21 protein-coding genes are annotated in these 24,319 nt (G+C 71.7%); 13 read left to right on the top strand and 8 right to left on the bottom strand.

All coding sequences use genetic code 11. From position 1 onward, the window contains the following. Positions 1-279: 279 nt before the first annotated feature. Positions 280-1,692 (top strand): cryptochrome/photolyase family protein, encoded by a 1,413-nt coding sequence (locus tag GQQ92_RS13320; protein ID WP_156999786.1) that lies wholly within the window; start codon positions 280-282, stop codon positions 1,690-1,692. On the opposite strand, the gene GQQ92_RS13315 is transcribed toward GQQ92_RS13320, so the two are convergent. From GQQ92_RS13315 to aceA, 3 genes are all read right to left on the bottom strand, one after another. Further along, positions 1,644-2,252 (bottom strand): GNAT family N-acetyltransferase, encoded by a 609-nt coding sequence (locus GQQ92_RS13315; RefSeq protein ID WP_308206740.1) that lies wholly within the window; start codon positions 2,250-2,252, stop codon positions 1,644-1,646. The two genes, GQQ92_RS13320 and GQQ92_RS13315, sit on opposite strands and share 49 nt — an antisense overlap. Before the next feature lie 132 nt (positions 2,253-2,384). Continuing rightward, positions 2,385-4,088 (bottom strand): malate synthase A, encoded by a 1,704-nt coding sequence (gene aceB, locus GQQ92_RS13310; protein ID WP_232057690.1) that lies wholly within the window; start codon positions 4,086-4,088, stop codon positions 2,385-2,387. Positions 4,089-4,223: 135 nt separating this feature from the next. Then, positions 4,224-5,558 carry an isocitrate lyase gene (aceA, locus tag GQQ92_RS13305; RefSeq protein WP_156999784.1) on the bottom strand — a complete coding sequence of 445 codons (1,335 nt, stop codon included), beginning with the start codon at positions 5,556-5,558 and terminating at the stop codon, positions 4,224-4,226. 325 nt (positions 5,559-5,883) lie between these two features. On the opposite strand from aceA, the gene GQQ92_RS13300 reads away from it, so the two are divergent. The 9 genes from GQQ92_RS13300 to GQQ92_RS13260 all read left to right on the top strand — a co-directional run bounded on the left by GQQ92_RS13300 (position 5,884) and on the right by GQQ92_RS13260 (position 14,951). Then, entirely contained in the window at positions 5,884-6,249 is a 366-nt protein-coding gene (locus GQQ92_RS13300) for a PadR family transcriptional regulator (RefSeq protein ID WP_156999783.1), read from the top strand. A gap of 1 nt (position 6,250) precedes the next feature. Beyond that, positions 6,251-7,675 carry a permease prefix domain 1-containing protein gene (locus GQQ92_RS13295; RefSeq protein WP_232057689.1) on the top strand — a complete coding sequence of 475 codons (1,425 nt, stop codon included), beginning with the start codon at positions 6,251-6,253 and terminating at the stop codon, positions 7,673-7,675. Between the two features lie 189 nt (positions 7,676-7,864). Next, positions 7,865-9,046 (top strand): ABC transporter ATP-binding protein, encoded by a 1,182-nt coding sequence (locus GQQ92_RS13290; protein WP_308206741.1) that lies wholly within the window; start codon positions 7,865-7,867, stop codon positions 9,044-9,046. A 50-nt stretch (positions 9,047-9,096) separates the two neighbouring features. Continuing rightward, the gene (locus GQQ92_RS13285) at positions 9,097-10,278 is read left to right on the top strand and encodes a polyamine ABC transporter substrate-binding protein (protein WP_156999782.1); all 1,182 of its coding nucleotides are present in this window, start codon (positions 9,097-9,099) and stop codon (positions 10,276-10,278) included. After that, a complete protein-coding gene (locus tag GQQ92_RS13280) occupies positions 10,271-11,155 on the top strand; it encodes an ABC transporter permease (protein WP_156999781.1) in 885 nt (294 codons plus the stop codon). Before GQQ92_RS13285 ends, GQQ92_RS13280 begins: the two co-directional genes overlap by 8 nt. Next, on the top strand, positions 11,152-12,114 hold the full coding sequence (locus tag GQQ92_RS13275; RefSeq protein WP_156999780.1) for an ABC transporter permease: 963 nt from the start codon (positions 11,152-11,154) through the stop codon (positions 12,112-12,114). The genes GQQ92_RS13280 and GQQ92_RS13275 overlap by 4 nt, the downstream gene beginning before the upstream one ends. A gap of 200 nt (positions 12,115-12,314) precedes the next feature. Then, entirely contained in the window at positions 12,315-13,979 is a 1,665-nt protein-coding gene (locus GQQ92_RS13270; RefSeq protein WP_156999779.1) for an amidohydrolase, read from the top strand. 48 nt (positions 13,980-14,027) lie between these two features. Then, positions 14,028-14,387 carry an SHOCT domain-containing protein gene (locus tag GQQ92_RS13265; RefSeq protein ID WP_156999778.1) on the top strand — a complete coding sequence of 120 codons (360 nt, stop codon included), beginning with the start codon at positions 14,028-14,030 and terminating at the stop codon, positions 14,385-14,387. Between the two features lie 9 nt (positions 14,388-14,396). Beyond that, positions 14,397-14,951 carry a cysteine hydrolase family protein gene (locus GQQ92_RS13260; RefSeq protein ID WP_156999777.1) on the top strand — a complete coding sequence of 185 codons (555 nt, stop codon included), beginning with the start codon at positions 14,397-14,399 and terminating at the stop codon, positions 14,949-14,951. A 99-nt stretch (positions 14,952-15,050) separates the two neighbouring features. Here the strand turns inward: GQQ92_RS13260 and GQQ92_RS13255 are convergent, their stop codons facing one another. From GQQ92_RS13255 to GQQ92_RS13245, 3 genes are all read right to left on the bottom strand, one after another. Further along, positions 15,051-17,438 (bottom strand): glycoside hydrolase family 5 protein, encoded by a 2,388-nt coding sequence (locus tag GQQ92_RS13255; protein WP_156999776.1) that lies wholly within the window; start codon positions 17,436-17,438, stop codon positions 15,051-15,053. Positions 17,439-17,587: 149 nt separating this feature from the next. Then, a complete protein-coding gene (locus GQQ92_RS13250) occupies positions 17,588-18,370 on the bottom strand; it encodes an alpha/beta fold hydrolase (RefSeq protein WP_156999775.1) in 783 nt (260 codons plus the stop codon). A gap of 94 nt (positions 18,371-18,464) precedes the next feature. Continuing rightward, complete coding sequence (locus GQQ92_RS13245) at positions 18,465-19,772, bottom strand: nucleotide disphospho-sugar-binding domain-containing protein (RefSeq protein WP_156999774.1); 1,308 nt, start codon at positions 19,770-19,772, stop codon at positions 18,465-18,467. 95 nt (positions 19,773-19,867) lie between these two features. Between GQQ92_RS13245 and GQQ92_RS16940 the strand changes: the two genes are divergently transcribed. Together GQQ92_RS16940 and GQQ92_RS13235 are read left to right on the top strand one after the other, a co-directional pair. After that, positions 19,868-20,509 (top strand): TetR/AcrR family transcriptional regulator, encoded by a 642-nt coding sequence (locus GQQ92_RS16940; protein WP_156999773.1) that lies wholly within the window; start codon positions 19,868-19,870, stop codon positions 20,507-20,509. A gap of 187 nt (positions 20,510-20,696) precedes the next feature. Then, positions 20,697-22,220, top strand: coding sequence for a helix-turn-helix transcriptional regulator (locus GQQ92_RS13235; protein WP_156999772.1), 1,524 nt, complete (start codon positions 20,697-20,699; stop codon positions 22,218-22,220). A gap of 3 nt (positions 22,221-22,223) precedes the next feature. On the opposite strand, the gene GQQ92_RS13230 is transcribed toward GQQ92_RS13235, so the two are convergent. Next, positions 22,224-22,760: a PadR family transcriptional regulator gene (locus GQQ92_RS13230; RefSeq protein WP_197738257.1), complete on the bottom strand. Its 537-nt coding sequence runs from the start codon at positions 22,758-22,760 to the stop codon at positions 22,224-22,226. A 118-nt stretch (positions 22,761-22,878) separates the two neighbouring features. On the opposite strand from GQQ92_RS13230, the gene GQQ92_RS13225 reads away from it, so the two are divergent. Further along, a complete protein-coding gene (locus GQQ92_RS13225; protein ID WP_197738256.1) occupies positions 22,879-24,072 on the top strand; it encodes a serine hydrolase domain-containing protein in 1,194 nt (397 codons plus the stop codon). 36 nt (positions 24,073-24,108) lie between these two features. Here the strand turns inward: GQQ92_RS13225 and GQQ92_RS13220 are convergent, their stop codons facing one another. After that, positions 24,109-24,270 (bottom strand): hypothetical protein, encoded by a 162-nt coding sequence (locus GQQ92_RS13220; protein ID WP_156999769.1) that lies wholly within the window; start codon positions 24,268-24,270, stop codon positions 24,109-24,111. Positions 24,271-24,319 lie beyond the last annotated feature (49 nt).

Raw genomic sequence — 24,319 nt, 5'->3', positions numbered from 1 at the left:
CGCCGGTCGAGGAGCGAAGCGTCTCGAGACCGCCACGCCCGCCCGCCGGTCGAGGAGCGAAGCGTCTCGAGACCCGCCACGCCCAGGTCTCGAGACGGCGCCGGGGCGCCTCCTCGACCAACGCCCCGCCGGTCGAGGAGCGAAGCGTCTCGAGACCCGCCACGCCCAGGTCTCGAGACGGCGCCGGGGCGCCTCCTCGACCGGCGCGCCGGGGCGCCTCCTCGACCAGCGGGCCGGGGCGCCGCCGCAACCAACGGGTGGTCGGGTATCGTCGGGCGCATGCCTGCCGCGCCGTCGATCGTCTGGTTCCGCGACGACCTGCGCATCGGCGACCACCCCGCCCTCACGGCCGCCGTCGAGCGTGGCGCGCCCGCGGTGTGCGTGTACGTGCTCGACGAGGAGTCGCCCGGCATCCGCGCGCTCGGCGGGGCCGCCCGCTGGTGGCTGCACGGCTCGCTCGAGGCCCTGCGCGCCGATCTCGAGACGCTGGGCGCCACGCTCGTGCTGCGACGGGGAGCGGCGGGCCGCGTCATCCGCTCGCTCGTCGCCGAGACCGGCGCCGACGCCGTCTTCTGGAACCGCCGCTACGGCGGCCCCGAACGCGACATCGACGCCGAGCTCAAGTCCGGCCTCGCCGACGACGGGCTCGAGGTGCGCAGCTTCGGCGCGAACCTGCTGTTCGAGCCGTGGACGATCCGCACCGGGCAGGGCACGCCGTACTCGGTGTTCACCCCGTTCTGGCGGGCCTGCGTCGCGGCGCCCGAGCCGCGGCATCCGCTGCCCGCGCCCGCGCCCGATTCGTTCGAGGCGTCGGTGACGGATGTCGCGAGCGACGACCTCGCGTCGTGGCACCTGCTGCCGACCCGGCCCGACTGGGCGGCGGGCCTGCGCGAGACGTGGACGCCCGGATCGGCGGCGGCGCACGAACGCCTCGCGGAGTTCCTCGATGATCGCCTCGGCGACTACGACGCCGACCGCGATCGCCCGGCGATCGACGCCACCTCGCGACTGTCGCCGCATCTGCGCTGGGGCGAGATCAGCCCGTTCGAGGTGTGGAACGCCGTGCGCGAGCGGCGCGGAGGGGCAGGCGGCGCTTCGGGCGAGGCCCGCGGCCGGGCCCGGTTCCTCGCCGAGCTCGGCTGGCGCGAGTTCGCGTGGCACGTGCTGTTCCACGCGCCCGATCTCGCGACCCGCAACTGGCGGTCCGAGTTCGACGCGTTCCCGTGGCCGCGCCTGCACCCCACCGCGCTGCGCGCTTGGGAGGAGGGCCGAACGGGCGTGCCGCTCGTCGACGCCGGCATGCGCGAGCTCTGGCGCACCGGTTCGATGCACAACCGGGTGCGCATGGTCACGGCGTCGTTCCTCACGAAGAACCTGCTCGTCGACTGGCGCCGTGGCGAGCAGTGGTTCTGGGACACGCTCGTCGACGCCGACGCCGCGGCGAACCCGTTCAATTGGCAGTGGGTCGCCGGGTCGGGGGCGGATGCCGCGCCGTACTTCCGCGTGTTCAACCCGATGCTGCAGGCGAAGAAGTTCGACCCCGACGGCGCCTACGTGCGTCACTGGGTGCCCGAGATCGGCACCGACGACTACCCCGAGCCGATCGTCGACCTCGGCGAGTCCCGCGAGGCCGCCCTCGCGGGCTACGCGGCGGTGAAGTCGGCGCGCACCAGCACCCAGTCGTCCTCGTAGCGGTCGCCGAGCTTGAAGCGCTTGCGGCCGGCCTTCGCGAAGCCGTGCTTCTCGTAGAAGCGGATGGCTCGGGCGTTCTCCTCGTTGACGCCGAGCCAGACCGACGCGGCGCCGCGCGCGCGGGCGGCCTCGATCGCGGCCTCCATGAGCGGGCCGGCGACGGCACCTGAGCCGTGCGCCGTCTTGCGCGTGTAGAACTTGCTGAGCTCGATGGTCGGACGCACGGTCACGGCGGCCGCGACATCCGCGTCGGCCGGATCGCCCGCGATGAGCATCGCGTAGCCGACGAGCGCGCCCGTGCCGTGACCGTCGCCCTCGCCGTCGCCGTCGTCGCCGCCGCCGTCGACGTCATCGGCGCCGCGCTCGGCGACCACCAGCATCCGCTCGTCGTCGGCGAGGTACCCCTCGAAGCGGGCGACCGTGAAGTTCGTCGCGATGAACTCGGCGATGGCCTCGGGCGTGGTCGACGGCGGGCACGCGAGGGGGAACGTGTCGGCGGCGAGATCGGCCAGCGCCGCGGCATCCGCGGGCCCGGCCGGGCGAATGGAGTGGCGGGTCACGATGCGCCATTCTGGCAGAACCCCGCACGGATTCAGGAAATCGGGACCCATGCCCCGCTCACAGCGAGGATGGGGCCCGATCTCCTGACTTCAGCTCCCGGGGGGGGCCTGGAGCGCGCGCCCGAGCGGGGCTCAGAGGAACCTGGCGTACGCCCCCACCGTCAGGAACGTCGGGAACTCGGGCTCGAGCGCCACGGTGCGGAACACCGAGATCGCGTCATCGAACCGGTCGCCCTCGAAGCGCGGCAGGGCGGCGACGGCCTCGGCCATGAGGCGCACGATCGACGTCTGGTCGATGCGCGTGCCCTCGGCGGTGACCGTGTTGTTGTCGAGCCACTGCCAGATCTGCGAGCGCGAGATCTCGGCGGTCGCGGCGTCCTCCATGAGGTTGTCGATCGCCGCGGCGCCCGTGCCACGCAGCCACGACTCGATGTAGCGGATTGCGATCGCGATGTTGTCGCGCACGCCGGCCTCGGTGACCTCGCCGCCGATCGAGGGGATGTCGAGCAGGTCGGATGCCGCGACCTCGACGTCATCGCGCAGTCGGGCGACCTGGTTGGGCCGGTCGCCCAGCACCGCGTCGAACTCGGCGCGAGCCGTCGGGATCAGGTCGGGGTGCGCGACCCAGGTGCCGTCGAAGCCGTCGCCCGCCTCGCGGCGCTTGTCGGCCGACACGGCGGCGAGCGCGCGCTCGGTGACCTCGGGGTCTCGCCGGTTCGGGATGAACGCGCTCATGCCGCCGATCGCATGCGCTCCGCGCTTGTGGCACGTCTGCACGAGCAGCTCGGTGTAGGCCCGCATGAACGGCACCGTCATGGTGATCGCCTTGCGGTCGGGGAAGACCCAGCGGCGCCCCCGCGAGCGGAACGTCTTGATGATCGAGAAGATGTAGTCCCAACGGCCGGCGTTCAGGCCGGCGCAGTGCTCGCGCAGCTCGTAGAGGATCTCGTCCATCTGGAACGCGGCCTGGATCGTCTCGATGAGCACGGTCGCTCGGATCGTGCCCTGCGGGATGCCGAGCTCGCGCTGCGCGAACACGAAGATGTCGTTCCAGAGCTTCGCCTCGCGATGCGACTCGAGCTTCGGCAGGTAGAAGTACGGGCCGCGGCCGGCGGCGATGAGCGCCTGCGCGTTGTGGAAGAAGTACAGCCCGAAATCGACGAGCGACCCCGACGCGTGCATCGCCCGCCCGGCGCGGTCGTGGAATGTGAGGTGCTTCTCGACGAGGTGCCAGCCGCGCGGCCGCATCACGATGGTCGGGGTCTCCGACGCCGTGACGCGGTATTCCTTGCCCTCAGGGCTCGTGTACGCGAGGTCGCCGCGCAGGAAGTCGTACAGCGAGAGCTGCCCGCCGATGACGTTCTCCCAAGTGGGGCTCGTGGCATCCTCCTGGTCGGCGAGCCAGACCTTCGCGCCGGAGTTCAGCGCGTTGATCGCCATCTTCCGGTCGGTCGGACCGGTGATCTCGACGCGTCGGTCCTCGAGTCCGGGGCCGGGGCCGGCCACCCGCCACGACGCGTCGTCGCGGATCCATGCCGTCTCGGGCATGAAGCGCGGGTCGCGCCCGTTCGCGGCGTCGACGCGGGTCTGCAGCCGTGCGGCGAGCAGTTCGTGGCGGGTACCGGCGAACCGGTCGTGCAGCGCCGCGAGGAACGCGAGCGCCTCGGGCGTGAGGATCTCATCGGCGCGGTCCGGGCGGGAAGCGCCGGCGGGCGCGACCTCGATGCGCGGCTCGACGGTCTGGAAGCTGCCCGTGGCGGGCTTCGGTTCGGGCAGGCGACCGGATGCGGCATCCGTACGCTCTCGCTCGAGGGTCATGGTCGGTGTCGTGTTCATGATGGTGTCTCCTTCGGTTCGGCGGTGGCGAGTTCGCCGGTCGAGTAGCGCGAAGCGCGTATCAAGACCTGGTGTGGGTCTCGATACGGCGCCGGGGCGCCTACTCGACCGGCGGCCCCCCGACCGCCGAGAGGGTCAGTGAGCGAACTGGTCTTCCTCGGTCGATCCGACGAGGGCGAGGGTCGCGCTGCTGGGGTTCAGCGCCGTGGCGATCTGGTCGAAGTAGCCGGTGCCGACCTCGCGCTGGTGGCGCGTGGCGGTGTACCCGGATGCCTCCGAGGCGAATTCGGCCTCCTGGAGTTCGACGTATGCGCTCATGTGCCGCTCGCTGTAGTCCTTCGCGAGCGTGAACATGGAGTGGTTGAGGGCGTGGAAGCCCGCGAGGGTGATGAACTGGAACGCGTAGCCCATCGACGCGAGCTCGCGCTGGAACTTCGCGATCTGGTCGTCGTCGAGGTGGCGCTTCCAGTTGAACGACGGCGAGCAGTTGTACGAGAGTCGCTTGCCCGGGAACTTCGCGTGCACGGCCTCGGCGAACCGGCGCGCCAGGTCGAGGTCGGGCTCTGCCGACTCGACCCAGAGCAGGTCGGCGTACTCGGCGTACGCGAGCCCGCGGGCGATGACCGGCTCGATGCCGTTCTGCACCTCGTAGAAGCCCTCGGCGGTGCGCTCCCCCGTCACGAACGGGCGGTCGCGCTCGTCGTGGTCGCTCGTGAGCAGGGTCGCGGCGAGCGCGTCGGTGCGGGCGATGATGATGGAGGGCACGCCCGCGACATCCGCCGCCAGCCGCGCCGCGTTGATCGTGCGGATGTGCTGCGACGTCGGGATCAGCACCTTGCCGCCCATGTGACCGCACTTCTTCTCGCTCGCGAGCTGGTCCTCCCAGTGCACGCCGGCCGCGCCCGCCTCGATCATCTGGTGCATGAGCTCGTAGGCGTTCAGCGGGCCGCCGAAGCCGGCCTCGGCGTCGGCGACGATCGGGGCCATCCAGTCGCGCTCGCCGTCGGGGCCGGGTGTGCCCTGCTCGATCTGACCGGCGCGCAGCAGTGCGTTGTTGATGCGGCGCACGACCGCCGGCACCGAGTTCGCGGGGTACAGGGACTGGTCGGGGTAGGTCTGGCCGCTGAGGTTGGCGTCGGCGGCGACCTGCCAGCCGCTGAGGTAGATGGCCTTGAGGCCCGCGCGCACCTGCTGCACGGCCTGGTTGCCGGTGAGGGCGCCGAGCGCGGCCGACCACTGCGGGTCCTCCATGCGCTCGAACGCGGTGCCGGTGTTCTGCGTGATGTCCTCCCACAGGCGCTCGGCGCCGCGCTTGGCGAGGGTGCGCTCCTCGCGCACCGGGCCGCGCAGGGCGACGACGTCCTCGGCGGTGTAGTCGCGGGCGACGCCCTCCCAGCGCGGGTTCGCGTCCCACTCGAGCTGCAGCTCGGCTGCGGTCTGGATCTGGTCGCCGGGGCGGTTGGTGCTCATCGTCGTGCTCCTTCGGTGATGCGGCTTCGGCGCTGCGGTTCGGGACCGAGCGGATGTCTCGTGCGGTTCCCTCCGGCGTCTGATGCGGTGCCGTCGGGGTGGCCGTGCATCCACTCTGGGCGCCGCCGACAGGGTCCGACCCACGATCCGGGGGGTGAACTTCCGGCGAAGTTCTGCGCGGCGGAATTCCCGCCCCCGGATCGGCCGTTCGAGCCCCGGAGGCCCGGCTGCGGCATCCGCTCGCCGTTCATACCTTGCAGATCCATGTACCTTGCAGCACTATGTATGTGGCACTGTCAGGTATCCATCCGACTCGAGGAGGCCCATGCGCATCGGCAAAGACCTGGTCGCCGCGGCAGCGACCCCGGTCGTGCTCGGCATCCTCGCCGAGGGCGAGTCGTACGGCTACGCGATCCTCCAGCGCGTGGCCACCCTCTCCGAGGGCGAGCTCGAGTGGAGCGACGGCATGCTGTATCCGCTGCTGCACCGGCTCGAACGGCTCGGCCACGTGCACTCCGAGTGGCGCCGGTCCGAGGCCGGGCGTCCGCGCAAGCACTACCGGCTGAGCGAGCAGGGGGCCGCCGTGCTCGCCGACCAGCGCCGCCAGTGGTCGGTCGTCGGGGGCGTGCTCGGCAAGGTCTGGCCCGACGACGGCGGGCCGCGCGTGCGCCTCGCCTTCGGGGAGGCCTGACGTGGCGCCCGCCGAGGCCGAGACGCCGGGCCTCGAGGCGCTCGTCGCCTCCTGGCGCCGGTGGATGCTGCGCCACGACGCCCTCACCGAGCCCGACGTCGACGAGCTCGAGAGCCACCTGCTCGATCGCGTGGACCAGTTCGTCGCGTCCGGGCTCACCCACGACGAGGCGTTCCTCATCGCCGTGAAGCGGCTCGGCCGCACCGACGACCTCTCTCGCGAGTACGCGCGCGAACACTCCGAACGCCTCTGGAAGCAGCTCGTGCTCGACGGGGGCGGCGCCGAGGACGCGCGGGCGACGGATGCCCCGGGCGAGCCGCTCCCCCTGTTCCGGCGTGCGAACGGGCTCGCCGTCGCCCTCCTCCTCGGCGTCGGCGCGGGCCTCGCCGTCAAGACGGTGCAGTTCGCGGCGGGCGTGCCCGCGGCATGGCTCAATGTCGCCGTCACCGTGCTCCCGTTCCTCGCCCTGTGGTTCGCCTGGCGCCGGCGCCCCCGGGCCGCGACCATGATCGGCGCGGGCGCGGGCGCCGCGTTCGTCGTCGCCGGGCTCGCGCTGAACCTGTACCCCTTCGCGGCGCCCGATGGTTCCTCCGCGGGTGCGCTGTCCACCGCGACCGGGCTCCTCGCCATGATCGGCTCGTGCGTCGGGCTCTGGCTCGTCGTCGGCGCGGTCGAGGCGGGCGGGGCGTGGCGCAGCAGCGACGCGCGCATGCACTTCGTGCGGTTCAGCGGCGAGTGGGCGGTGTACGCGGTGCTCATCGCCCTCGTCGGCGGGGCGCTCAGCGCGCTCACCGTCGCCGTGTTCGCGTCGATCGACGTCGACGTGTCGGCGTTCGTCGGCGAGTGGGTGCTGCCGTGCGGCGCTGCCGGAGCGGTGCTCGTGGCCGCCTGGCTCGTCGAGGCGAAGCAGCGCGTGATCGAGAACATCGCTCCCGTGCTCACGCGGGTGTTCACGCCGCTGGTCACGCTCATGATGCTCGCGCTCATCGTCGCGGCGCTCGTGCAGTGGAACGTGGTCGACGCGAACCGCGACCTGCTCATCGCCTTCGACCTCGTGCTCGTCGTCGTGGTCGCCCTCCTCGTCTACTCGCTGTCGGCTCGCGATCCGCTGCTGCCGCCGGGCTGGTTCGACCGGCTGCTGCTCGTCCTGCTCGGGGCGGCGCTCGCCGTCGACCTCATCGTCCTCGTCGCGATGGTCGCGCGCACCGGCGAGTTCGGGTTCAGCGCCAACAAGACCGCCTCCCTCGGGCTCAACCTGATCCTGCTGGCGAACCTCGCATGGGCGACCCTGCTCCAGATCGGGTTCCTGCGTCGGCGCACCGGCTTCGCCGCGCTGGAGCGATGGCAGACCGCGTATCTGCCCGTGTACCTCGCGTGGGCGGGCGCGCTCGTGCTCGTCTTCCCGCCCGTGTTCGGCTTCGCCTGACGCTCCGCTGCGCGGCGACCCCAGCAGGTTTCGTCTGTGTAACGACCGGCCGGACGATCTGTCAGGCACCCCGGATCCGTGCGATGGTTTGTCCCATTCGGACCCGCGCCCATTGCTTCGGCGCCGGCGCACGGTTTGAATGGCGCAACGCGTACGCATAGCTGCGTCACGATGAACGGAGGCCACTTGGTGAGCACCACGATGACGACCGAGTCCGGCCGGACCGGCACCGACCCCGTCGAGGGCCCGGGTGCCGTGGTGCTCGACGGCGTCACGAAGCACTACGGCGAGGCGACGGCGGTGCGCGAGATGTCGCTCTCGATCGAACCGGGCGAGTTCATCTCGCTGCTCGGCCCGTCGGGCTGCGGCAAGACGACGACGCTGCGCATGATCGCGGGCTTCGAGCAGCCCGACGCCGGCGACATCCGCGTCTCCGGACGTTCCGTGCTCGGCGTGCCCGCCTACCGGCGCGACGTCAACACGGTGTTCCAGGCGTACGCGCTCTTCCCGCACATGAGCGTGGCCGAGAACGTCGCCTACGGGCTGCAGCAGCGCCGCACCCCCAAGGCCGAGATCCGCGAGCGGGTCGCCTCGGCGCTCGACCTCGTGCAGATGCGCCGCTTCGCCGACCGCAAGTCCACGCAGCTCTCGGGCGGCCAGCAGCAGCGCATCGCGCTCGCGAGGGCGCTCGTGAACCGCCCGTCGGTGCTCCTGCTCGACGAGCCGCTCGGCGCGCTCGACCGCCAGCTCCGAGAAGAGATGCAGCTCGAGCTCAAGCTGCTCCAGTCCCGGCTCGGCATCACGTTCGTCTTCGTCACGCACGACCAGGGCGAGGCGCTCTCGATGAGCGACCGCATCGCCATCATGCGCGACGGCCGCATCGAGCAGCTCGCCGACGCCGACACGGTCTACGCGCGCCCGAGTTCCGCGTACGTCGCGGCGTTCGTCGGACAGCAGAACTTCATCGAGGGCGCGCTCACCGCCTCCCGCGACGGCATCGCGACGGCGCACGGCATCGTGCAGGCGACGACGGCGCGACCCGACCTGCCCGCGGGCTCCGTCGCGCAGGCCGCGATCCGCCCCGAGTTCGTCGAGGTGGCGGATGCCTCCGCCGCGGGCGAAGACGCCCCGACCCGGCCCAACCTCGTGCGGGGCACGCTCATCGGGGTCTCGCACCTCGGCGAGACCATGCAGTACCTCGTGCGCGTCGGCGACGACCTGAGCGTCATCGCCCGCCGGCCGACCCCGGATGCCCCGCGGCTCGCGGTCGGCGACGAGGTCGTCTGCTCGTGGCGCACCGAGAGCGTCCAGCTCTTCGCCCTCGACGCCGCGGCCGCCGAAGCCGGGTACGTCGAACCCCCGACCAACTGACCCGATCCATCCCCAGCCCCGAACCCACCGACCCGAACTCTGGAGCGAACATGGCTGAACAGTCCCCCCTCCGTATCCTCGCCAGCGCGGAGGCGACCCCGATCATCCGACGCGAGCTGTCCCGCCGCCGCTTCCTGAGCTTCGCCGCCGCGGCCGGCAGCGTCGGCCTCCTCGCGGCGTGCACGCCGGGCGGCGGCACATCGGCCGGCCCCCAGGCCACCGGCGGCGCGCTCGAGAAGAACCTGAGCATCTACTCGTGGGGCGACTACGACTCCCCCGACGTCGTCGAGGCGTTCACCGCCGAGCTCGGCCCGAAGGTGCGGTTCGACTCCTACGGCTCGAACGAGGAGCTCATCTCGAAGCTCGTCGCGGCCAAGGGCACGAGCGGCTACGACATCGTCGTGCCGACGGGCGCGTTCATCCCGCAGATGGTCGAGAACGGCCTGCTGCAGGAGCTGAACAAGGACCTGCTGCCCAACCTCGAGTTCATGGACCCCGAGTTCCTCGGCCGCGGCTGGGACCCCGACAACGCGTACTCGATCTGCAAGGCGTGGGGCACGACCGGGTTCGTCTACGACAAGACGGTCATCAAGCGCGAGCTCAAGACGTGGAGCGACTTCCTCGACGCGGCGCAGAACGAGGCCAGCGGCAAGACGAGCGTGCTCGACGACCCCGCCGAGGTCACCGGCATCTACTACTGGGCGAACGGCATCGACTGGAACACGACCGACGCCGCCGACATCGACGCGTGCGAGGACTTCATCGTCAACACGCTCGCCCCGAACATCGCGGCGTTCGACTCCTACCCGGGCGGCCAGGCGATCCCGCAGGCCACGCAGGTGCTCATGCAGTCGTGGAACGGGGACGCCCGCATCGGCATCCTCGAGAGCCCCGACCCCGACCGCTGGCAGTGGGTGCTGGGCTCGCCCGCGACCGAGCTGTGGATGGACAACTGGGCGATCCCGGTCGGAGCGGCGAACCCCGAGGCGGCGCACGCGTTCATCGACTACACGATGGTGCCCGAGAACCAGCTCCTGCAGGTCGACTACATCGGCTACCACACGGGTGCGGCCGGCATCGAGGATGCCGCCCAGGCCGAGGGCCTCGAGATGCTCGACCTGGTGTTCTTCACGCCCGAGCAGCTCGCGACCATGCACGACGGCGAGGTGAACGAGGCTCAGCAGCGCACCGTCGACATCTGGAACAAGGCGAAGGCTGCCGCCGGTGCGTAACCTGCGGTTCGGCCTCGCCGTTCCGGCCTGGACGTGGTTGATCCTGTTCTTCGTGCTCCCGGTGGGCGCGGTGATCTGGTTCAGCTTCGGCTACAAGCCCGGGCTGTTCGGCACGCACGCGAACGACATCCTCTCGTTCGACCGGTACGCGGAGGCGCTGACGCCGACCTTCTTCGACGTGTTCCTGAACACGCTGTGGGTGGGCATCACGGGCACGGTGATCTGCCTGCTCATCGGCCTCCCGGTCGCGTACTGGATGGCGGTGAAGTCCCCGCCGTCGATCCGCGGGCTCCTCATCGCGATCGTGATGGTGCCGTACTGGGCGAACTTCCTCGTGCGCACGATCGGCTGGCAGATCATCCTCGCCCCCGAGGGCTGGTTCTCGAACCTGCTCCAGGGCATCGGCCTGACCGACGCGCCGCTCGAGATCCTCTACACGCGTTCCGCGGTGCTGCTCGGCGTGGTCTACAACTACCTGCCGCTCATGATCCTGCCGCTGTACGTGGCGTTCGACCGCGTGGGCGACTCGCTCCGCGAGGCCAGCAAGGACCTCGGCGCGAACCGGTTCTCGACGTTCGTGCGCGTCACGATCCCGCTCGCCCGGCCCGGCATCATCGTGGGTGCGCTGCTCGTCTACATCCCCCTCATGGGCGACTACATCACGGCGACCGTGCTCGGCGGCGCACAGGGCAACATGGTCGGCCAGCTCGTCGCGAGCCAGTTCCAGACGGCGCAGAACTGGGCCCTCGGCTCCGCGATGGCGGTGCTCCTGATCCTCGTGATCATGGCCTCGGCGGCGGTGATCGGCGGCCTGCTCTGGTTGGTCGCCCTGCCGTTCCGCAACCGCTACACCGTCACGTTGGAGGAAGCACGATGACGAACAGCACCGTGAGCAGCGCGCCCGACACCAGCGCGGTCGCGGCGACGGGCATCGGCCCGAACGGGGCTCCGGATGCCTCGGACGGCCGTGGCGGGGCATCCGCACCGCGTCGACGCCGCCGGCGTTCGCTGCTCGACCTCGGCATGACCGTGTGGGCCGTGCTCGTCTTCCTGTTCCTGTTCGCGCCGATCCTCGTGATCATCGTGTACTCGTTCAACACGGGGCGCCTGCTCATCGCGTGGGACAGCTTCGGCATCGACCCGTACCTGACGATCTTCACGAAACCGGCGATCCAGGAGTCGGTCATGGTGTCGCTGCGAACCGGCGTCATCGCAGCCCTCGTCGCGACCCTGCTCGGCACGCTCGCGGGCATCGCGCTCGCGCGCCGCCCCGGCAAATGGATGTTCTGGTTCGTCGGGCTGCTGCTGCTCGTGTCGGTGACGCCCGAGATCGTCGACGCGGTGGCGTTGCTGCCGTGGCTCGTGTTCCTCGGCCAGGACCTCGGCATCGGCATCTTCAACGACGGCACCGTGCGCCTCGTCATCGGCCACTCGCTGTTCGCGACCGCGGTCGTCACGTACATCGTGCGGGCACGCCTCGTCGGCCTCGACGAGCAGCTCGAAGAGGCCTCCGCCGACCTGTACGCCACCCCGTTCACGACGTTCCGCCGAGTGACGATGCCGCTCGCCATGCCGGCCGTGCTCGCGGGCGCGCTGCTGTCGTTCACGCTCTCGCTCGACAACACGATCGTGGCCTCGTTCGTGCAGGTCTCCGGATCGACGCCGTGGCCCGTGTACGTGCTGAGCGCGCTCCGCAGCGGGCTCCGGCCCGAGATCGCGGCCGTCTCCACGCTCATGCTGCTGCTCACCCTCGGCGCTCTTGCGCTCGTGGCCTACGTGCTGAGACGCGCCGGCGACTCGGCGACGCAGATCGCGCGCACCATGGCCGGCGGCTGAGGCCAGGCCGCAGGCCGTCCGCTCGCCGATCGAGGAGGCCGGAGGCCGTCTCGAGATCCAGGTCTCGAGACGCTCCTCCGTCGCTCCTCGACCACCCATTCCCGCCGATCGAGGAGGCCGCAGGCCGTCTCGAGATCCAGGTCTCGAGCCGCGCCTCCGTCGCTCCTCGACCACCGATCCCACGATTGAGGACCAACACCATGACCCACGCCGACCTCGTCTTCTCGGGCGGTCCCGTCTTCACCGCGACGACCCAGCGCACGCGGGCCACCGCGGTCGCCGTGACCGACGGCCGCATCGTCGCCGTCGGCCACGACGAGGTGCGCGAGCTGATCGGGCCCGATACGCGGCACGTCGACCTCGCCGGCCGGATGCTCGTGCCCGGGTTCCAGGACGCGCATGTGCACCCGGTGTGGGGCGGGCTCGACCTCATGCGCTGCAACCTCGCCGAGCTCGAGACGCGCGACGAGTACCTGGCCGCGATCAAGGCCTACGCCGACGCGAACCCCGACACCGAGTGGGTGCTCGGCGGCGGCTGGTCGATGTCGGCGTTCCCGGGCGGCACGCCCACGGCCGCCGACCTCGACTCGGTCGTGCCCGATCGTCCCGCGTTCCTGCCGAACCGCGACGGCCACGGCGCCTGGGTCAACTCGGCCGCGCTGCGCCTCGCGGGCATCGACGCCGGCACGCCCGACCCCTCGGACGGGCGCATCGAGCGGGATGCCTCGGGCGAGGCATCCGGAACCCTGCACGAGGGCGCGATGGGCCTCGTGAACCGCCTGCTGCCGCGCACCACCGACGAGGAACTCATGCAGGCGCTCCTGCTCGGGCAGGAGTACCTGCACTCGTTCGGCATCACCGCGTGGCAGGACGCGATCGTCGGCAGCTACGGCGACGCCGGCGACCCCGGGCCCGCGTACGTCGCCGCGGCCGACGCCGGGAAGCTCACGGGGCGCGTCGTCGGCGCGATCTGGTGGGACCGCCTGCGCGGGCTCGAGCAGATCGACGACCTCGTCGCCAAGCGCGACGCGTATCGCGGCGGCCGGTTCGCGGCCACCAGCATCAAGATCATGCAGGACGGCGTGGCCGAGAACTTCACCGCCTCGATGCTCGAGCCGTACTGCGACGGGCACGGCCACTTCACCGACAACTCGGGCATCTCGTTCGTCGACCCTGCCGTGCTGAACCCGGCCGCGGCCCGGCTCGACGAGCTCGGGTTCCAGCTGCACTTCCACGCGATCGGCGACCGTGCGGTGCGCGAGTGCCTCGACGCCGTCGAGCACGCCATCGGGGCGAACGGCCGCAACGACCACCGCCACCACATCGCGCACATCCAGGTCGTGCACCCCGACGACATCGCCCGGTTCCGCGAGCTCGGCGTCGTGGCGAACATGCAGTCACTGTGGGCCGCGCTCGAGCCGCAGATGGTCGAGCTCACGCTGCCGTTCCTCGGTTCGCCGCGGGATGCCTGGCAGTACCCGTTCGGCGACCTGATGCGTTCGGGCGCGGTGCTCGCGGCGGGCAGCGACTGGTCGGTGTCGACGCCGAACCCGATGGCGGCGATCCACGTGGCCGTCAACCGCGTCTCGGCGCCCGGCTACGAGGAGGGCGAGTTCGACGTGTTCCTGCCCGAGCAGGCCATCGACCTCGCCACCTCGCTGACCGCCTACACGGCGGGCTCGGCGTACGTGAACCACCTCGACGACGTGACCGGCACCGTCGAGGTCGGCAAGCACGCCGACCTCGTGGTGCTCGACCGCGACCCGTTCGCGGGGCCCGCCTCCGCGATCGGCGAGACCCGGGTGCTGCAGACCTGGGTCGAGGGCGAGTGCGTGTACGAGGCATCCGACGCCGCGATGCTGTAGGTTCATCGCACGCCGTGCACCGCTGCACGGCGCAGAGAGAGGAACGCGATGCCCGACGACTACCCCGGCGATCCGCTGCTGCCCGGCCCCTTCGACGCGTTCGCCGCGTTCGGCGCATTCGGCGTCGTCTTCGGCATCGTGTTCGTGTTGGTGTCGCTCGTGGTCGCCACGGTCTTCGTGGTGGTCATCGTCTCGATCGTGCGCAACGCCCGCCGCGCGAAGGCCTCCGGGCACGACCTCATGACCATGGAGACCGATCTCGCGGTGCGGGCTCTCGACAGCGATCTGCTGGCCCCGGCCGAGGGCATCGAGGCGAGGCTGGCTCGCGTCGACGCGTTGCGGCGAGCGGGCACGATCAGCGAGGCCGAGCACGCACAGGCCCGGGCGGCGATCCTCGCGAGCGCGTAGCGTGGGCGCATGACCCGCACGCTCGTGATCATCGACATCCAGAACGACTACTTCGCGGGCGGTCGGCATCCACTCGTGGGGCCGGATGCCGCTGCCACCGCCGCCGCCCGACTGCTGGCCTCGCACCGCGAGGCCGGCCAGCCCGTGGTGCACGTGCAGCACGTGTGGGACGCCCCCGACGCCGCGTTCTTCGCCCCCGGCACGCACGGCGTCGAGATCCACCCGCTCGTCGCCCCCGCCGGCGGCGAGCCGGTCGTCGTCAAGGCGAAGCCGAACGCGTTCCTCGGCACCGACCTCGACGAGCGGCTGCGCGCGGCCGGCGCGGATGCCGACGGCGTCGTGATCGTCGGCATGATGTCGAGCATGTGCGTCGACGCGACCGTGCGGGCGGCCGCCGACCGCGGCTACTCCGTGACGGTCGCGCACGACGCGTGCGCCGCCCCCGACCTGAGATTCGGCGAGGCGACCGTGCCCGCCTCCCAGGTGCACGCGGCGTTCATGGCCGCCCTCGGCGACAGCTATGCCGAGGTCGTCAGCGTCGACGAACTGCTCGGCGCGGCCTGAGCCGCGGCTGGGCGCCGCCGAGCGGCCCGGCACCGGCGATCTGCCCGGCACCGGCGATCTGCCCGGCGGCGAGCGGATGCCGCAGCCGGCCCGCCCGCGTCAGCGCCGCGTCGCGAGCGAGTAGTCGCCCGATGCGCACCCGGTGATGCGCCAGGCGGCGGGCGAACGGGGCGCCTGCGCGACGTGCAGGTCGGTGATGCCGACCGAGACGACGTCGGGCTCGTCGGCGCCCGGCACCCAGACGTCCAGGCCGCACGAGTCGCCGTCGACGGTGCCGGTCAGTTCGAACGCCGCCCCGTCGGCCTCGAGCGAGGTGAGCTCGCCGGGGGCCGTTCGCGGGTAGGCGCGCTTCAGGATGTCGAGCAGGTCGGTGCGCGGCGGCGCGTCGTCGCCGGTCTCGCAGTCCTGCACCATGAGGCCATTGCCGGTCGGGCCGATGCCGTTCTGCGGGTCGCCGCAGGCCTGCTTCCACACCCAGTAGGCGCTGCCGAGCAGGTACTCGTCTTCGGCGTCGGCGTATCGCTCGAGCCTGGCGACGACGTCGTCGGGCTCGCCCCAGTACCCGTACTCGCCCGACCAGAGGGGCGCGTCGTAGTTCGCGGCGACGCGTTCGGCGAGCTTGAACTGCCGCTCGATGCTCACGATGGGCGGCAGACCGAGTGAGCGGTCCATGGTGATCGATTCGGCGTACAGGTGCGGCGAGAAGACGATGTTGCGGTCGGGCTCGTCGCGCAGGATCGGCCCGCTGTCGAAGCCGAGTCCCGACCAGAAGATGCTGGGCTCGACGAACACGATCTGCTGCCCGCCGTTCGCCCGAATCTCGTCGATCGCGCGGTCGGTGAACCGGCCGAGCTGCAGGGCGGTGGTGACCGGGGCGGTCTCGCCGAAGCCGGGCTCGTTCAGCAGGTCGTACCCGGCGACCGCTGGCTCGTCGCGGAACACCTTCGCGAGCTCGCCCCAGGTGTCGACGAGGGCCGTCTGCACGTCGTCGGTATCGAAGTAGAAGTGCTGGAACGCGCGGTCGCCGGCGGGCGAGATGTCGCGCCCCGTGAACGAACACCGGGGCGCGCCGTCGGTGAGGGTCGCCCACTCGGGTGCGCCGTCGTAGCCCCACATGGGGTCGGTGCCCGGCCGGCACGTCTCGCCCTCGGGAGTGGCGCCGGCCCACCAGCCGTCCTGGTGCATGTCGAGCACCGTGTACATGCCGTACTGCTTCGCCCATCCGACCGCCTCCACGATGCGGTCGAGGTAGTCCTGGTCGAGCTCGCCGCGCTCGGGCTCGAGGGCCGACCACGAGAACCCGAGCCGCACCACGTCGAACCCGTTCGCCTCCATGCCGGCGAAGTCGGCCTCGGTCAGCGGGCGCGTCGCGGGCACGTCGGGCTGGGGCTGGTAGAAGTCGACGAGCTGGTTGACGTTCACGCCGCGCAGCAGCACCTGGTCGCCGGCGCCGTCGACGATGCGGTCGCCGTCGGCGCGCAGCATGTCCTCGGGCAGGGCGGCGGATGCCTGCGGCTGCGCCGACGCGGTCTGCGCGAGGGCGGACGGCAGCACGAGGGCGGCGGCGAGCGCGACGACGGCGACGACCGCCGCGGCCAGCTGCACGGCACGCAACGAACGCGCCGAGCGCTCGGCGCCGCGCTCGGAGCGCTCGAGCACGCGGTCGACGACGAGCGCCCCGACCCAGACGATCCACCCGAGGCAGGCGCCGAACGAGAGCCCGTCGGCGATCGCGACGTATGCCGCCATGAGCGGCCACAGCCCGCCGTCGAGGCCGCCGTCGACGACGAACGCGACGAGCGCCTGCACCACGCCGAGCATGCCTCCGGCGACGAGGGCGGCGAGCCATCCGCCGAGCAAGCCCGGCACCCGGGCGCGCATCCAGCGCAGGCAGAGCGCGGTCGCCGCCGCGAGCACGACGACCGCGACGAGGAGCGAGACGGGGCCCCGGTCCATGCGGGCCACGGGAACGCCGTCGGCGTAGACGGCGCCGGTCCACCAGTACCCCGAGACGAGCGGCGCGATCGCCGCGAAGACGACGGCCACCGGCCAGGTGCGGGCGAGCCCGGCCACGGGGGCGACCATGCGCTCGGTCGGGCCGCCGAACCAGCGCGCGAGCGCGGCGACGATGAGGGCCGCAGGCACCGCCTTGCCGAGCACGTAGCCTGCACCCCAGGCGGAGAGCACCGGATCCCACGTCATCACGAGACAGGCCGCCGCCTGCGCGAGCAGCACGGCGAGCACGAGGCCCGCGACGAGGGTCCAGTAGCGCTCGCCCGCGCGCCGCGCCGCCCACCAGGTCATCGCGAGCAGCACGGGCAGGAACACGACGTAGGGCGCGAACGGCCAGATGCCGACGTCGGTGCGGAGCGTGCCGCCCGGCCAGCCGACCAGCGCGAGCAGGCCCGACGGATCGATCGCGGCCTGCACGATGACGAGGAGCAGCATCGCGGCGAGCGCGACCGAGGGACGACGGGCCGGCTTCATGGCACTCCAGCGTGACGTGTTCGGGTTGGGGGTCAGCACAGCATCCGGCACCGGTGCCGTGCGTGTCAACACGAATCACGTTTGGTATTGCGTCCGGGCGCCGACGCCACGCAGCGCGCCGCGCAGCGCGCCGCGTCGGTCGCCGCGCCTCAATCGCCGCGCAGCCGCCGCTCGATCTCGCGCACGGTGCCCGCGGGGTCGACGGAGTGGTCGTGCGATTCGGGCACGACCACGAGCTCGGCCCCGGGCATCGCCGCGGCGAGCAGGTCGGTCGATCGCACGAGCACGGGGAACGTCGGCTCCCCGCGGAAGATCGTCACCGGCAGGTCGACGCGCGTCATGGCCTCGGTCGGCGTCGAGACCTGCCGCGTCAGCAGCGCGTCGTAGACCACCGACTGCGCGAGGGGCACGAGCGAGTCGAACAGCGGGCTCTCGCGGATCTGCGCGATGAGCGCGTCGGGCAGGCCCACCCCCTCGCGCTGGAACGTCGTGACCGCCTCGGCGGTCTCACCGGTGTCGACGAGCGCTTGCAGCCGCTCGGGCAGATCGGCGGCCGGCTCGCCCTCGCCGAAGTGGAACGGCGGCTCCGACAGGAACAGGTGCGTGACGGGCACGCCCTGCGACGCCGCGAACAGCGCGAGCACCGCACCCGAGGAATGCCCCAGCACGGATGCCCCGCCCCCGACGGCCTCGATGACCGCGGCCAGGTCCTCGGCCTCGCGCTCGGGCGCGTAGGGGCGCGTGTCGCCGCTCTCGCCGCGCCCGCGCCGATCGACGGTGACGCCGCGGAACCCGGCATCCGCGAGGGCGGCGGCGAGCGCATCGCCCGCCTGCGCGGTCGAGAACGCCCCGCCCACGATGACGACCGGCGGGCCGTCGCCGACCTCCTGGTACGCGATGGCCGTGCCGTCTGCCGAGGTTGCGTGCTCCATGCCGCCCATCAGACCACCACCCGCGCGATGCGGCAAGGGGTCGTCTGCGACATCCGCGACCCTCGGCCCCGACGCACGCGGCCCGCCCGCAGGCTCAGCCCACCCGTTCGCCCCCACGACGCGAGGCCAGCGCCTCGGCGACGAGCCCGTGCACCGCATCGGGCCCCGGCGAGCGCCGGATCGCCTCGCCGATCTGCTCGGCGCGCTGCCGGAACCGGGGCTCGGCCATCACCCGGCGCACGGCGTCGCCCACCTGCCGCGGCGTCGGTGTGTCGGTGCGCAGGTCGACGCCCACACCCGACCACGCCACGCGCGCGCTCACCTCGGTCTTGTCCTCGGTGCGGCCGGCGACGATGAGCGGCACGCCGTGCTCGAGCGCGTAGTGCACGCCCCCGTAACCGCCGTTGGTGACCATGAGGTCGGTGCGCGGCAGGAGGCGGTCGTACGGCAGGAAGCTCGCGGTTCGCACGTTGGCGGGCAGATCGCGCGGCAGCGTGTCGACCGGGCGTCCGCCCGTGCTCACGACGACGAGCAGGTCGTCGTCGGCGAGCGCGCGCACCGTGGGCTCGATCAGGGTCCAGTCGGCGTTGGCCACGGTGCCCTGCGTGACGTGCACGACGGGTCGGGTGCCGTCGAGGTCGGCCCACCAGTCGGGCAGCGGCACGGTCGACGCCCGCGCCCGCGAGACCGGGCCGACGAAGCGCACCGTGTCGGGCAGGCCGTCGCGCGGGTACTCGAACTCGGGCACCGTGAACTGCACGAGCAGGTCGGCGCCGCTCGGCCAGTCGAGGAAGAAGCGCTCGAGCGGGCGGCCGACCTCGGTGCGGCAGAGCTCGTCGGCGAAGCGCTGTACAGGGGCGAAGACACCGCGCTCGGCGCTCAGCGTCAGCAGGCGGTTGCGCAGACGGCCGAGCCCGCCGGGGCGGGGGCGCACGCCGAGGCCGAACGGCGCGACATCCGGATGCTTGATGCCCAGCGGGATGATGCCGAGGTTCACGAGCAGCGGGCGCTGGTCGCGCGGGATCTCGCCAAGCAGCGCGGCGGCGGCGAACATCGATTCGGCGAGGATCGCGTCGGTCGGCTCGGCCGCGAGCGCGGCACGCACCGCGGCGAGCTGGGCCGGCACCGGCTTCAGGAAGATCTCGATCATGTCGTAGCGGATGCCGGCGGGCCCGCGGAGCCCGCGCCGCCCCGGGAATGCCGCGTCCACGTCGCGGTCGTCGTAGTCGGCTGCGGGCGGCAGCGGCAGGTACTCGGCCCCGGTCGCGAGCACCGCGTCGCGGTACCGCGCTCCGGTGAGGAAGCGCACGCGGTCGCCCGCGGCGACGAGCGAGGCGGCCACCGCGAGCAGCGGGGTGACGTGCCCGTGCACGGGCGTGGCGGTCATCAGGACGGAGCTCATGGTCGAGGTCCTCGGTTCTGTCTGGTCGGATAGTATCGAATCACGTTCTGGAGTATTCACCACCTCAATGGGTTAGTCAATAAGGGAGAACCCTGATGTCCGAGAAGGCCCCCACCCGCGCCTACCGCTCCGCCCTCCGCACCGAGCAGGCCGCCGCGACCCGCCGCCGCATCCTCGAGGCGGCCGCCGCCTGCTTCGCCGAGCACGGCTACAGCGGCACCTCGCTCGCCGACATCGGGGCCAGGGCCGGCGTCTCCCCCGAGACGGTCAAGGTCAACGGGCCGAAGCGCGAACTGCTGCTCGGGGCCTTCGAGCAGGCCTTCGCCGGCGCCGAGGGCGAGGCGCCCGTGTCCGAGAGCGACCGGGCGCGGCAGCTCATCGCCGAAGCCGACGACGACGCGTTCCTCACCGGGGTCGCGGCCTTCGTGGGCGCCGCCAATGCGCGCACGAGCGCGCTGTGGATGGAGTTCCTCGCCGCCGCCAACGCGGACCCCGCCGTGGCGAGCGCGCTCGACGACCTGCTCGCCCGACGTCGGGGCGACTACCTGCGCGTCGTCGAGCAACTCGTCGAGCGCGGCATCGCCGTCGGCGTCGACGACCCGCAGGATGCCGCGGCCGCGCTCTCGTTCCTCTGGTCGCCCGAGAGCCACCAGCAGCTCGTCCTCCAGAGCGGCTGGGGCATCGAGCGCTACGAACGCTGGCTCGCCGACGTCGCCCGACGCCAGTTCGCCGGGTGAAGCCCGGGCCCGCCGGGTGAAACCTGGGCCCGCCGGGTGAAGCCTGGGCCCGCCGAAAGAACATCCTCGGTGCTTCACGCTCGCGGTCGACTCGATGACCTCTGAAACCACCCCAGCGCCCCAGAGACGCAGAACTTCGTAAAGAGTTCTGTTTGCGGCATCCGCACGCGCGTGTGACCATCGAGAGATGATCACCGCCGATCGCAGCATCCGAGCCTCCGCCTTCGACCCGCCGGCCCGCACCGCGTCCGCCGCCGTCGAAGCCGACGTCGAGCCCGGCACCGAGGTCGACGCCCTCACGCTCGGGCGGCGCATCCGCGAGCACCGCACCGCGCGCTCGATGACGCTCGGCGAGCTCGCGGCGGCGATCGATCGCGCACCGAGCCAGGTGAGCGCGATCGAGAACGGCAAGCGCGAGCCCCGGCTGTCGATGCTGCGCACGATCGCCCTCGCACTCGGCACCTCGGTCGACGAGCTCCTGAAGCCCGATGCCCCGTCCGAGCGCGCGGCCCTCGAGATCGCCGTCGAGCGCGCGCAGCGGGGGCCCGTGTTCTCGGCGCTCGGGCTCGAGCCGTTCCGCGTCGCGAAGGGCATGACAGACCAGACGCTCGCGACGATCCTCGCGCTGCACAACGAGATCGACCGGCTGCACCGCGAACGGGCGGCGACGCCCGAAGAGGCGCGACGGGCCAACGCGCTGCTGCGCGCCGAGATGCGGGCCCGCGACAACTTCTACCCCGAGCTCGAGGCGAAGGCCGCCGAGCTGCTCGAGGCCGTCGGCCACACGGGCGGCCCGGTGTCGCACCAGCTCGTCGCCGACATGGCCAGCCACCTCGGCTATTCGCTGCACTACGTCGGCGACCTGCCCCACTCGACCCGCTCGGTCACCGACAAGCGCAACGGCCGCATCTACCTGCCGACCGCGCAGTCGCCCTCGCGCGACTCGCGCTCGCCCATCCTGCAGGCGCTCGCGAGCCACCTGCTCGGCCACGAGGAGCCGGGCGGCTACGCCGAGTTCCTCCGGCAGCGCATCGAGACGAACTACCTGACCGCCGCGATCCTGCTGCCCGAGCAGGCGGCCGTGCGCTTCCTCACCGAGGCGAAGAACCTGCGCCGCATCTCGATGGAAGACCTGCGCGACGCGTTCGCCGTGTCGTACGAGACGGCGGCGCACCGGTTCACGAACCTCGCGACGGCGCGCCTCGGCATCCCGGTGCACTTCACGAAGGTGCACGAGTCGGGCACGATCATCAAGGCCTACGAGAACGACCGGGTCCGCTTCCCGAGCGACGCGCTCGGCGCGATCGAGGGCACCACGATGTGCCGCAACTGGACGGCGCGCACCGTGTTCGACGTCGAGGACCGCTTCAGCCCCTGGTACCAGTACACCGACACTCCGTCCGGCACGTTCTGGTGCACCTCGCGCATCGAGAAGGCGAAGGAGGGCGAGTACTCCGTGTCGGTCGGCGTGCCGTTCGAGCACGTGAAGTGGTTCCGCGGCCGCGAGACACCCCATCGTGCGGTTTCACGCTGCCCCGACCCCGCCTGCTGCCAGGCTCCGTCCGGACTCGCCGAGCGATGGGCGGATGCCTCATGGCCGGCCGCCCGCACCCCGACGAGCCTGCTCGCGGCCCTGCCGACGGGCACGTTCCCGGGCGTCGACCAGACCGAGGTGTTCACCTTCCTCGAGGCGCACGCACCGCGCGGCTGAGCCTCAGCGGCGGCGCTCTTCCTCTGCGAGCGCGAGGAACCAGTCGAGGCCCGCGCGATGCGACACGATGCCGTAGTCGAGCGTCGCCCGGCGATAGCGGAAGAGACGGTCGTACTCGGGCGGCACCTCGAGCGAGTCGATCTGGTCGGCGATTCCCTCGAGGGCGTTGCGCTCGTGGGTGATCGCGGCGACGAGGTCGTCGAGCACCGCCTGGCGCACGTCGTCGTCGTCGACGAGTCCGAGGTGGTAGAGCTTCGAGAGGGCGGCGACCTCGAGGTCTCCGCCGGCAACGGGAGCGCGCATCCAGGCGTCGAACGCCGCACTGCCGGCATCCGTGATGGTGTACGTCTTCTTGTTGCGGCCGCCGTCGATGCTCTCGACGAAGCTCACGTAGCCCTTCGCGAGCAGCGACTTGAGCGCACTCTGCAGGCTGCCATAGCTCGCGCGATAGAAGAGCGAGATGCCCTGCTCGAACTGTTTGTTCAGCGAGTAGAGGGTCTGCGGGCCGATGAGCAGCAGGCCGAGGATCACGTTGCCCATGCGGTTCCTCTCGCGGATCGGTCGTCGACGGATGCGGCGGGCCGCGGCTAATGCTACGTTCCGTGATGTATCGAGTAGTGACATCACGAATGGCAACCCGTCGGAGGGATTCTCGCAGATGCCCGTTCCCCAGCGCCCAGCGCCACCCGCCACCTCGAATCCTGGTCGACACGGCCTCGACCTCCCCGGATTCACCGAACAGCTCGACGCGCACCTCGCCCGGATCACGCACCGGCGCGGCTACCTCGGCGCGCCGCAGGTCGCGGTGCGTTCCGAACGACTCGGCCTCGACTACCGCTTCGGCGACCACCGCCAGCGGTTCCACGTCGCGAGCATCGGCAAGACCTTCACCGCGACGCTCATCATGCAGCTCGTCGAAGCCGGCGCGTTCACGGTCGACACGCCCGTCAGCGCGCTCCTCCCCCACGACGAGCTCGCGGGCCTCTTCGAGATCGAGGGAACAGCGGATGCCGCGGGCGGCGCGACCGTGCACCACCTGCTCACGCACACGGCGGGCGTCGCCGACTACTTCGGCGGCGCCGTCACGAGCGGCCCGCGGATGCTGGACCTCGTGCTCGCCGAGCCCGATCGGCTCTGGACGCCGCCGCAGCTGCTCGACTTCAGCCGCGAACGCCAGCGACCCATCGGGCGCCCCGGCGGGCGGTTCGCCTACTCGGACACGGGGTACGTGCTGCTCGGCCGGATCCTCGAGCTGACCACCGGCCGAGCGTTCCACGAACTGCTGCAGGATCGGGTGTTCACGCCCCTCGGCATGGACGACAGCGCTGTGCAGTTCTTCTCCCGACCCGCGCGCGACATCGTGGAGCGCTCGGTGGCGGGCGCGCCCGGCGACGGGGCCGGCACTCGCGTGGGGCACGTCGTGACGACCGAGATCGCGCCGTTCCGCCTCGGCAAGGTCGAGGCGAGCCGGTTCACGAGCATCAGCTGCGACTGGGCCGGCGGCGGCATCGTCTCGACGCCGGGCGACCTCGCGACCTTCAGTCACGCGCTGCACCACGGCGAGCTCGTGAGCGATGCGAACCTCGCCCACCTCTTCGAAGTGCGCAACCGGTTCCGCCCCGGCATCCGGTACGGGGCAGGCACGATGCAGGTGCGGTTCGACGGCTTCAGCCCGTTGCTGCGCGGCCTCCCCCGCCCGGTCGGCCACATCGGCGTGCTCGCGACGCACCTGTTCCACGACCCCGTGCACGACGCCGAGATCGTGCTGAACTTCGCGTCGACCCGCGAGATGACGCGGAGCTTCCGCACGCTCATCGCGATCGAGCAACTGCTGCAGCGCCGGTCGGCCTGACCGCGAGACGGGCGGTCGAGGAGCGGTGCGCGTCGCTTACTCGACCAGAGCGGGGCTGCTCCGGGTCGGCCGCGTGTCGAGCCACTCCTGATGCTCGCGCATGGCCTTTCGCACCGCCAGCCGGATCACCGTGTAGAGCACGAACGCGAGGATCGCGATGCCCGCGACGTAAAGCAGGAGTACGAGGATCGAGGTCATCGCATCAGTATGGCCAAGCCGGAGCGGGCGTGGCACAGCCTGTCCGGTG

It is taken from the genome of Agromyces terreus, assembly GCF_009749465.1.
Lineage (GTDB): Bacteria > Actinomycetota > Actinomycetes > Actinomycetales > Microbacteriaceae > Agromyces > Agromyces terreus.
The sequence above is the reverse complement of the archived record's forward strand: the minus strand, read 5'-3'. Positions and strand labels throughout refer to the sequence as shown.

Excerpts from the sequence above, each read along its gene's own strand:
- GQQ92_RS13230 (WP_197738257.1), bottom strand. The coding sequence starts at position 22,760 with ATGGGCAACGTGATCCTCGGCCTGCTGCTCATCGGCCCGCAGACCCTC.
- GQQ92_RS13220 (WP_156999769.1), bottom strand. The coding sequence starts at position 24,270 with ATGACCTCGATCCTCGTACTCCTGCTTTACGTCGCGGGCATCGCGATC.
- GQQ92_RS13265 (WP_156999778.1), top strand. The coding sequence starts at position 14,028 with ATGCCCGACGACTACCCCGGCGATCCGCTGCTGCCCGGCCCCTTCGAC.
- GQQ92_RS13275 (WP_156999780.1), top strand. The coding sequence starts at position 11,152 with ATGACGAACAGCACCGTGAGCAGCGCGCCCGACACCAGCGCGGTCGCG.
- GQQ92_RS13270 (WP_156999779.1), top strand. The coding sequence starts at position 12,315 with ATGACCCACGCCGACCTCGTCTTCTCGGGCGGTCCCGTCTTCACCGCG.
- GQQ92_RS13235 (WP_156999772.1), top strand. The coding sequence starts at position 20,697 with ATGATCACCGCCGATCGCAGCATCCGAGCCTCCGCCTTCGACCCGCCG.
- GQQ92_RS13225 (WP_197738256.1), top strand. The coding sequence starts at position 22,879 with ATGCCCGTTCCCCAGCGCCCAGCGCCACCCGCCACCTCGAATCCTGGT.
- GQQ92_RS16940 (WP_156999773.1), top strand. The coding sequence starts at position 19,868 with ATGTCCGAGAAGGCCCCCACCCGCGCCTACCGCTCCGCCCTCCGCACC.
- GQQ92_RS13245 (WP_156999774.1), bottom strand. The coding sequence starts at position 19,772 with ATGAGCTCCGTCCTGATGACCGCCACGCCCGTGCACGGGCACGTCACC.
- GQQ92_RS13255 (WP_156999776.1), bottom strand. The coding sequence starts at position 17,438 with ATGAAGCCGGCCCGTCGTCCCTCGGTCGCGCTCGCCGCGATGCTGCTC.
- aceA (WP_156999784.1), bottom strand. The coding sequence starts at position 5,558 with ATGAGCACCAACCGCCCCGGCGACCAGATCCAGACCGCAGCCGAGCTG.
- GQQ92_RS13285 (WP_156999782.1), top strand. The coding sequence starts at position 9,097 with ATGGCTGAACAGTCCCCCCTCCGTATCCTCGCCAGCGCGGAGGCGACC.
- GQQ92_RS13250 (WP_156999775.1), bottom strand. The coding sequence starts at position 18,370 with ATGGAGCACGCAACCTCGGCAGACGGCACGGCCATCGCGTACCAGGAG.
- aceB (WP_232057690.1), bottom strand. The coding sequence starts at position 4,088 with ATGAACACGACACCGACCATGACCCTCGAGCGAGAGCGTACGGATGCC.
- GQQ92_RS13300 (WP_156999783.1), top strand. The coding sequence starts at position 5,884 with ATGCGCATCGGCAAAGACCTGGTCGCCGCGGCAGCGACCCCGGTCGTG.
- GQQ92_RS13320 (WP_156999786.1), top strand. The coding sequence starts at position 280 with ATGCCTGCCGCGCCGTCGATCGTCTGGTTCCGCGACGACCTGCGCATC.
- GQQ92_RS13260 (WP_156999777.1), top strand. The coding sequence starts at position 14,397 with ATGACCCGCACGCTCGTGATCATCGACATCCAGAACGACTACTTCGCG.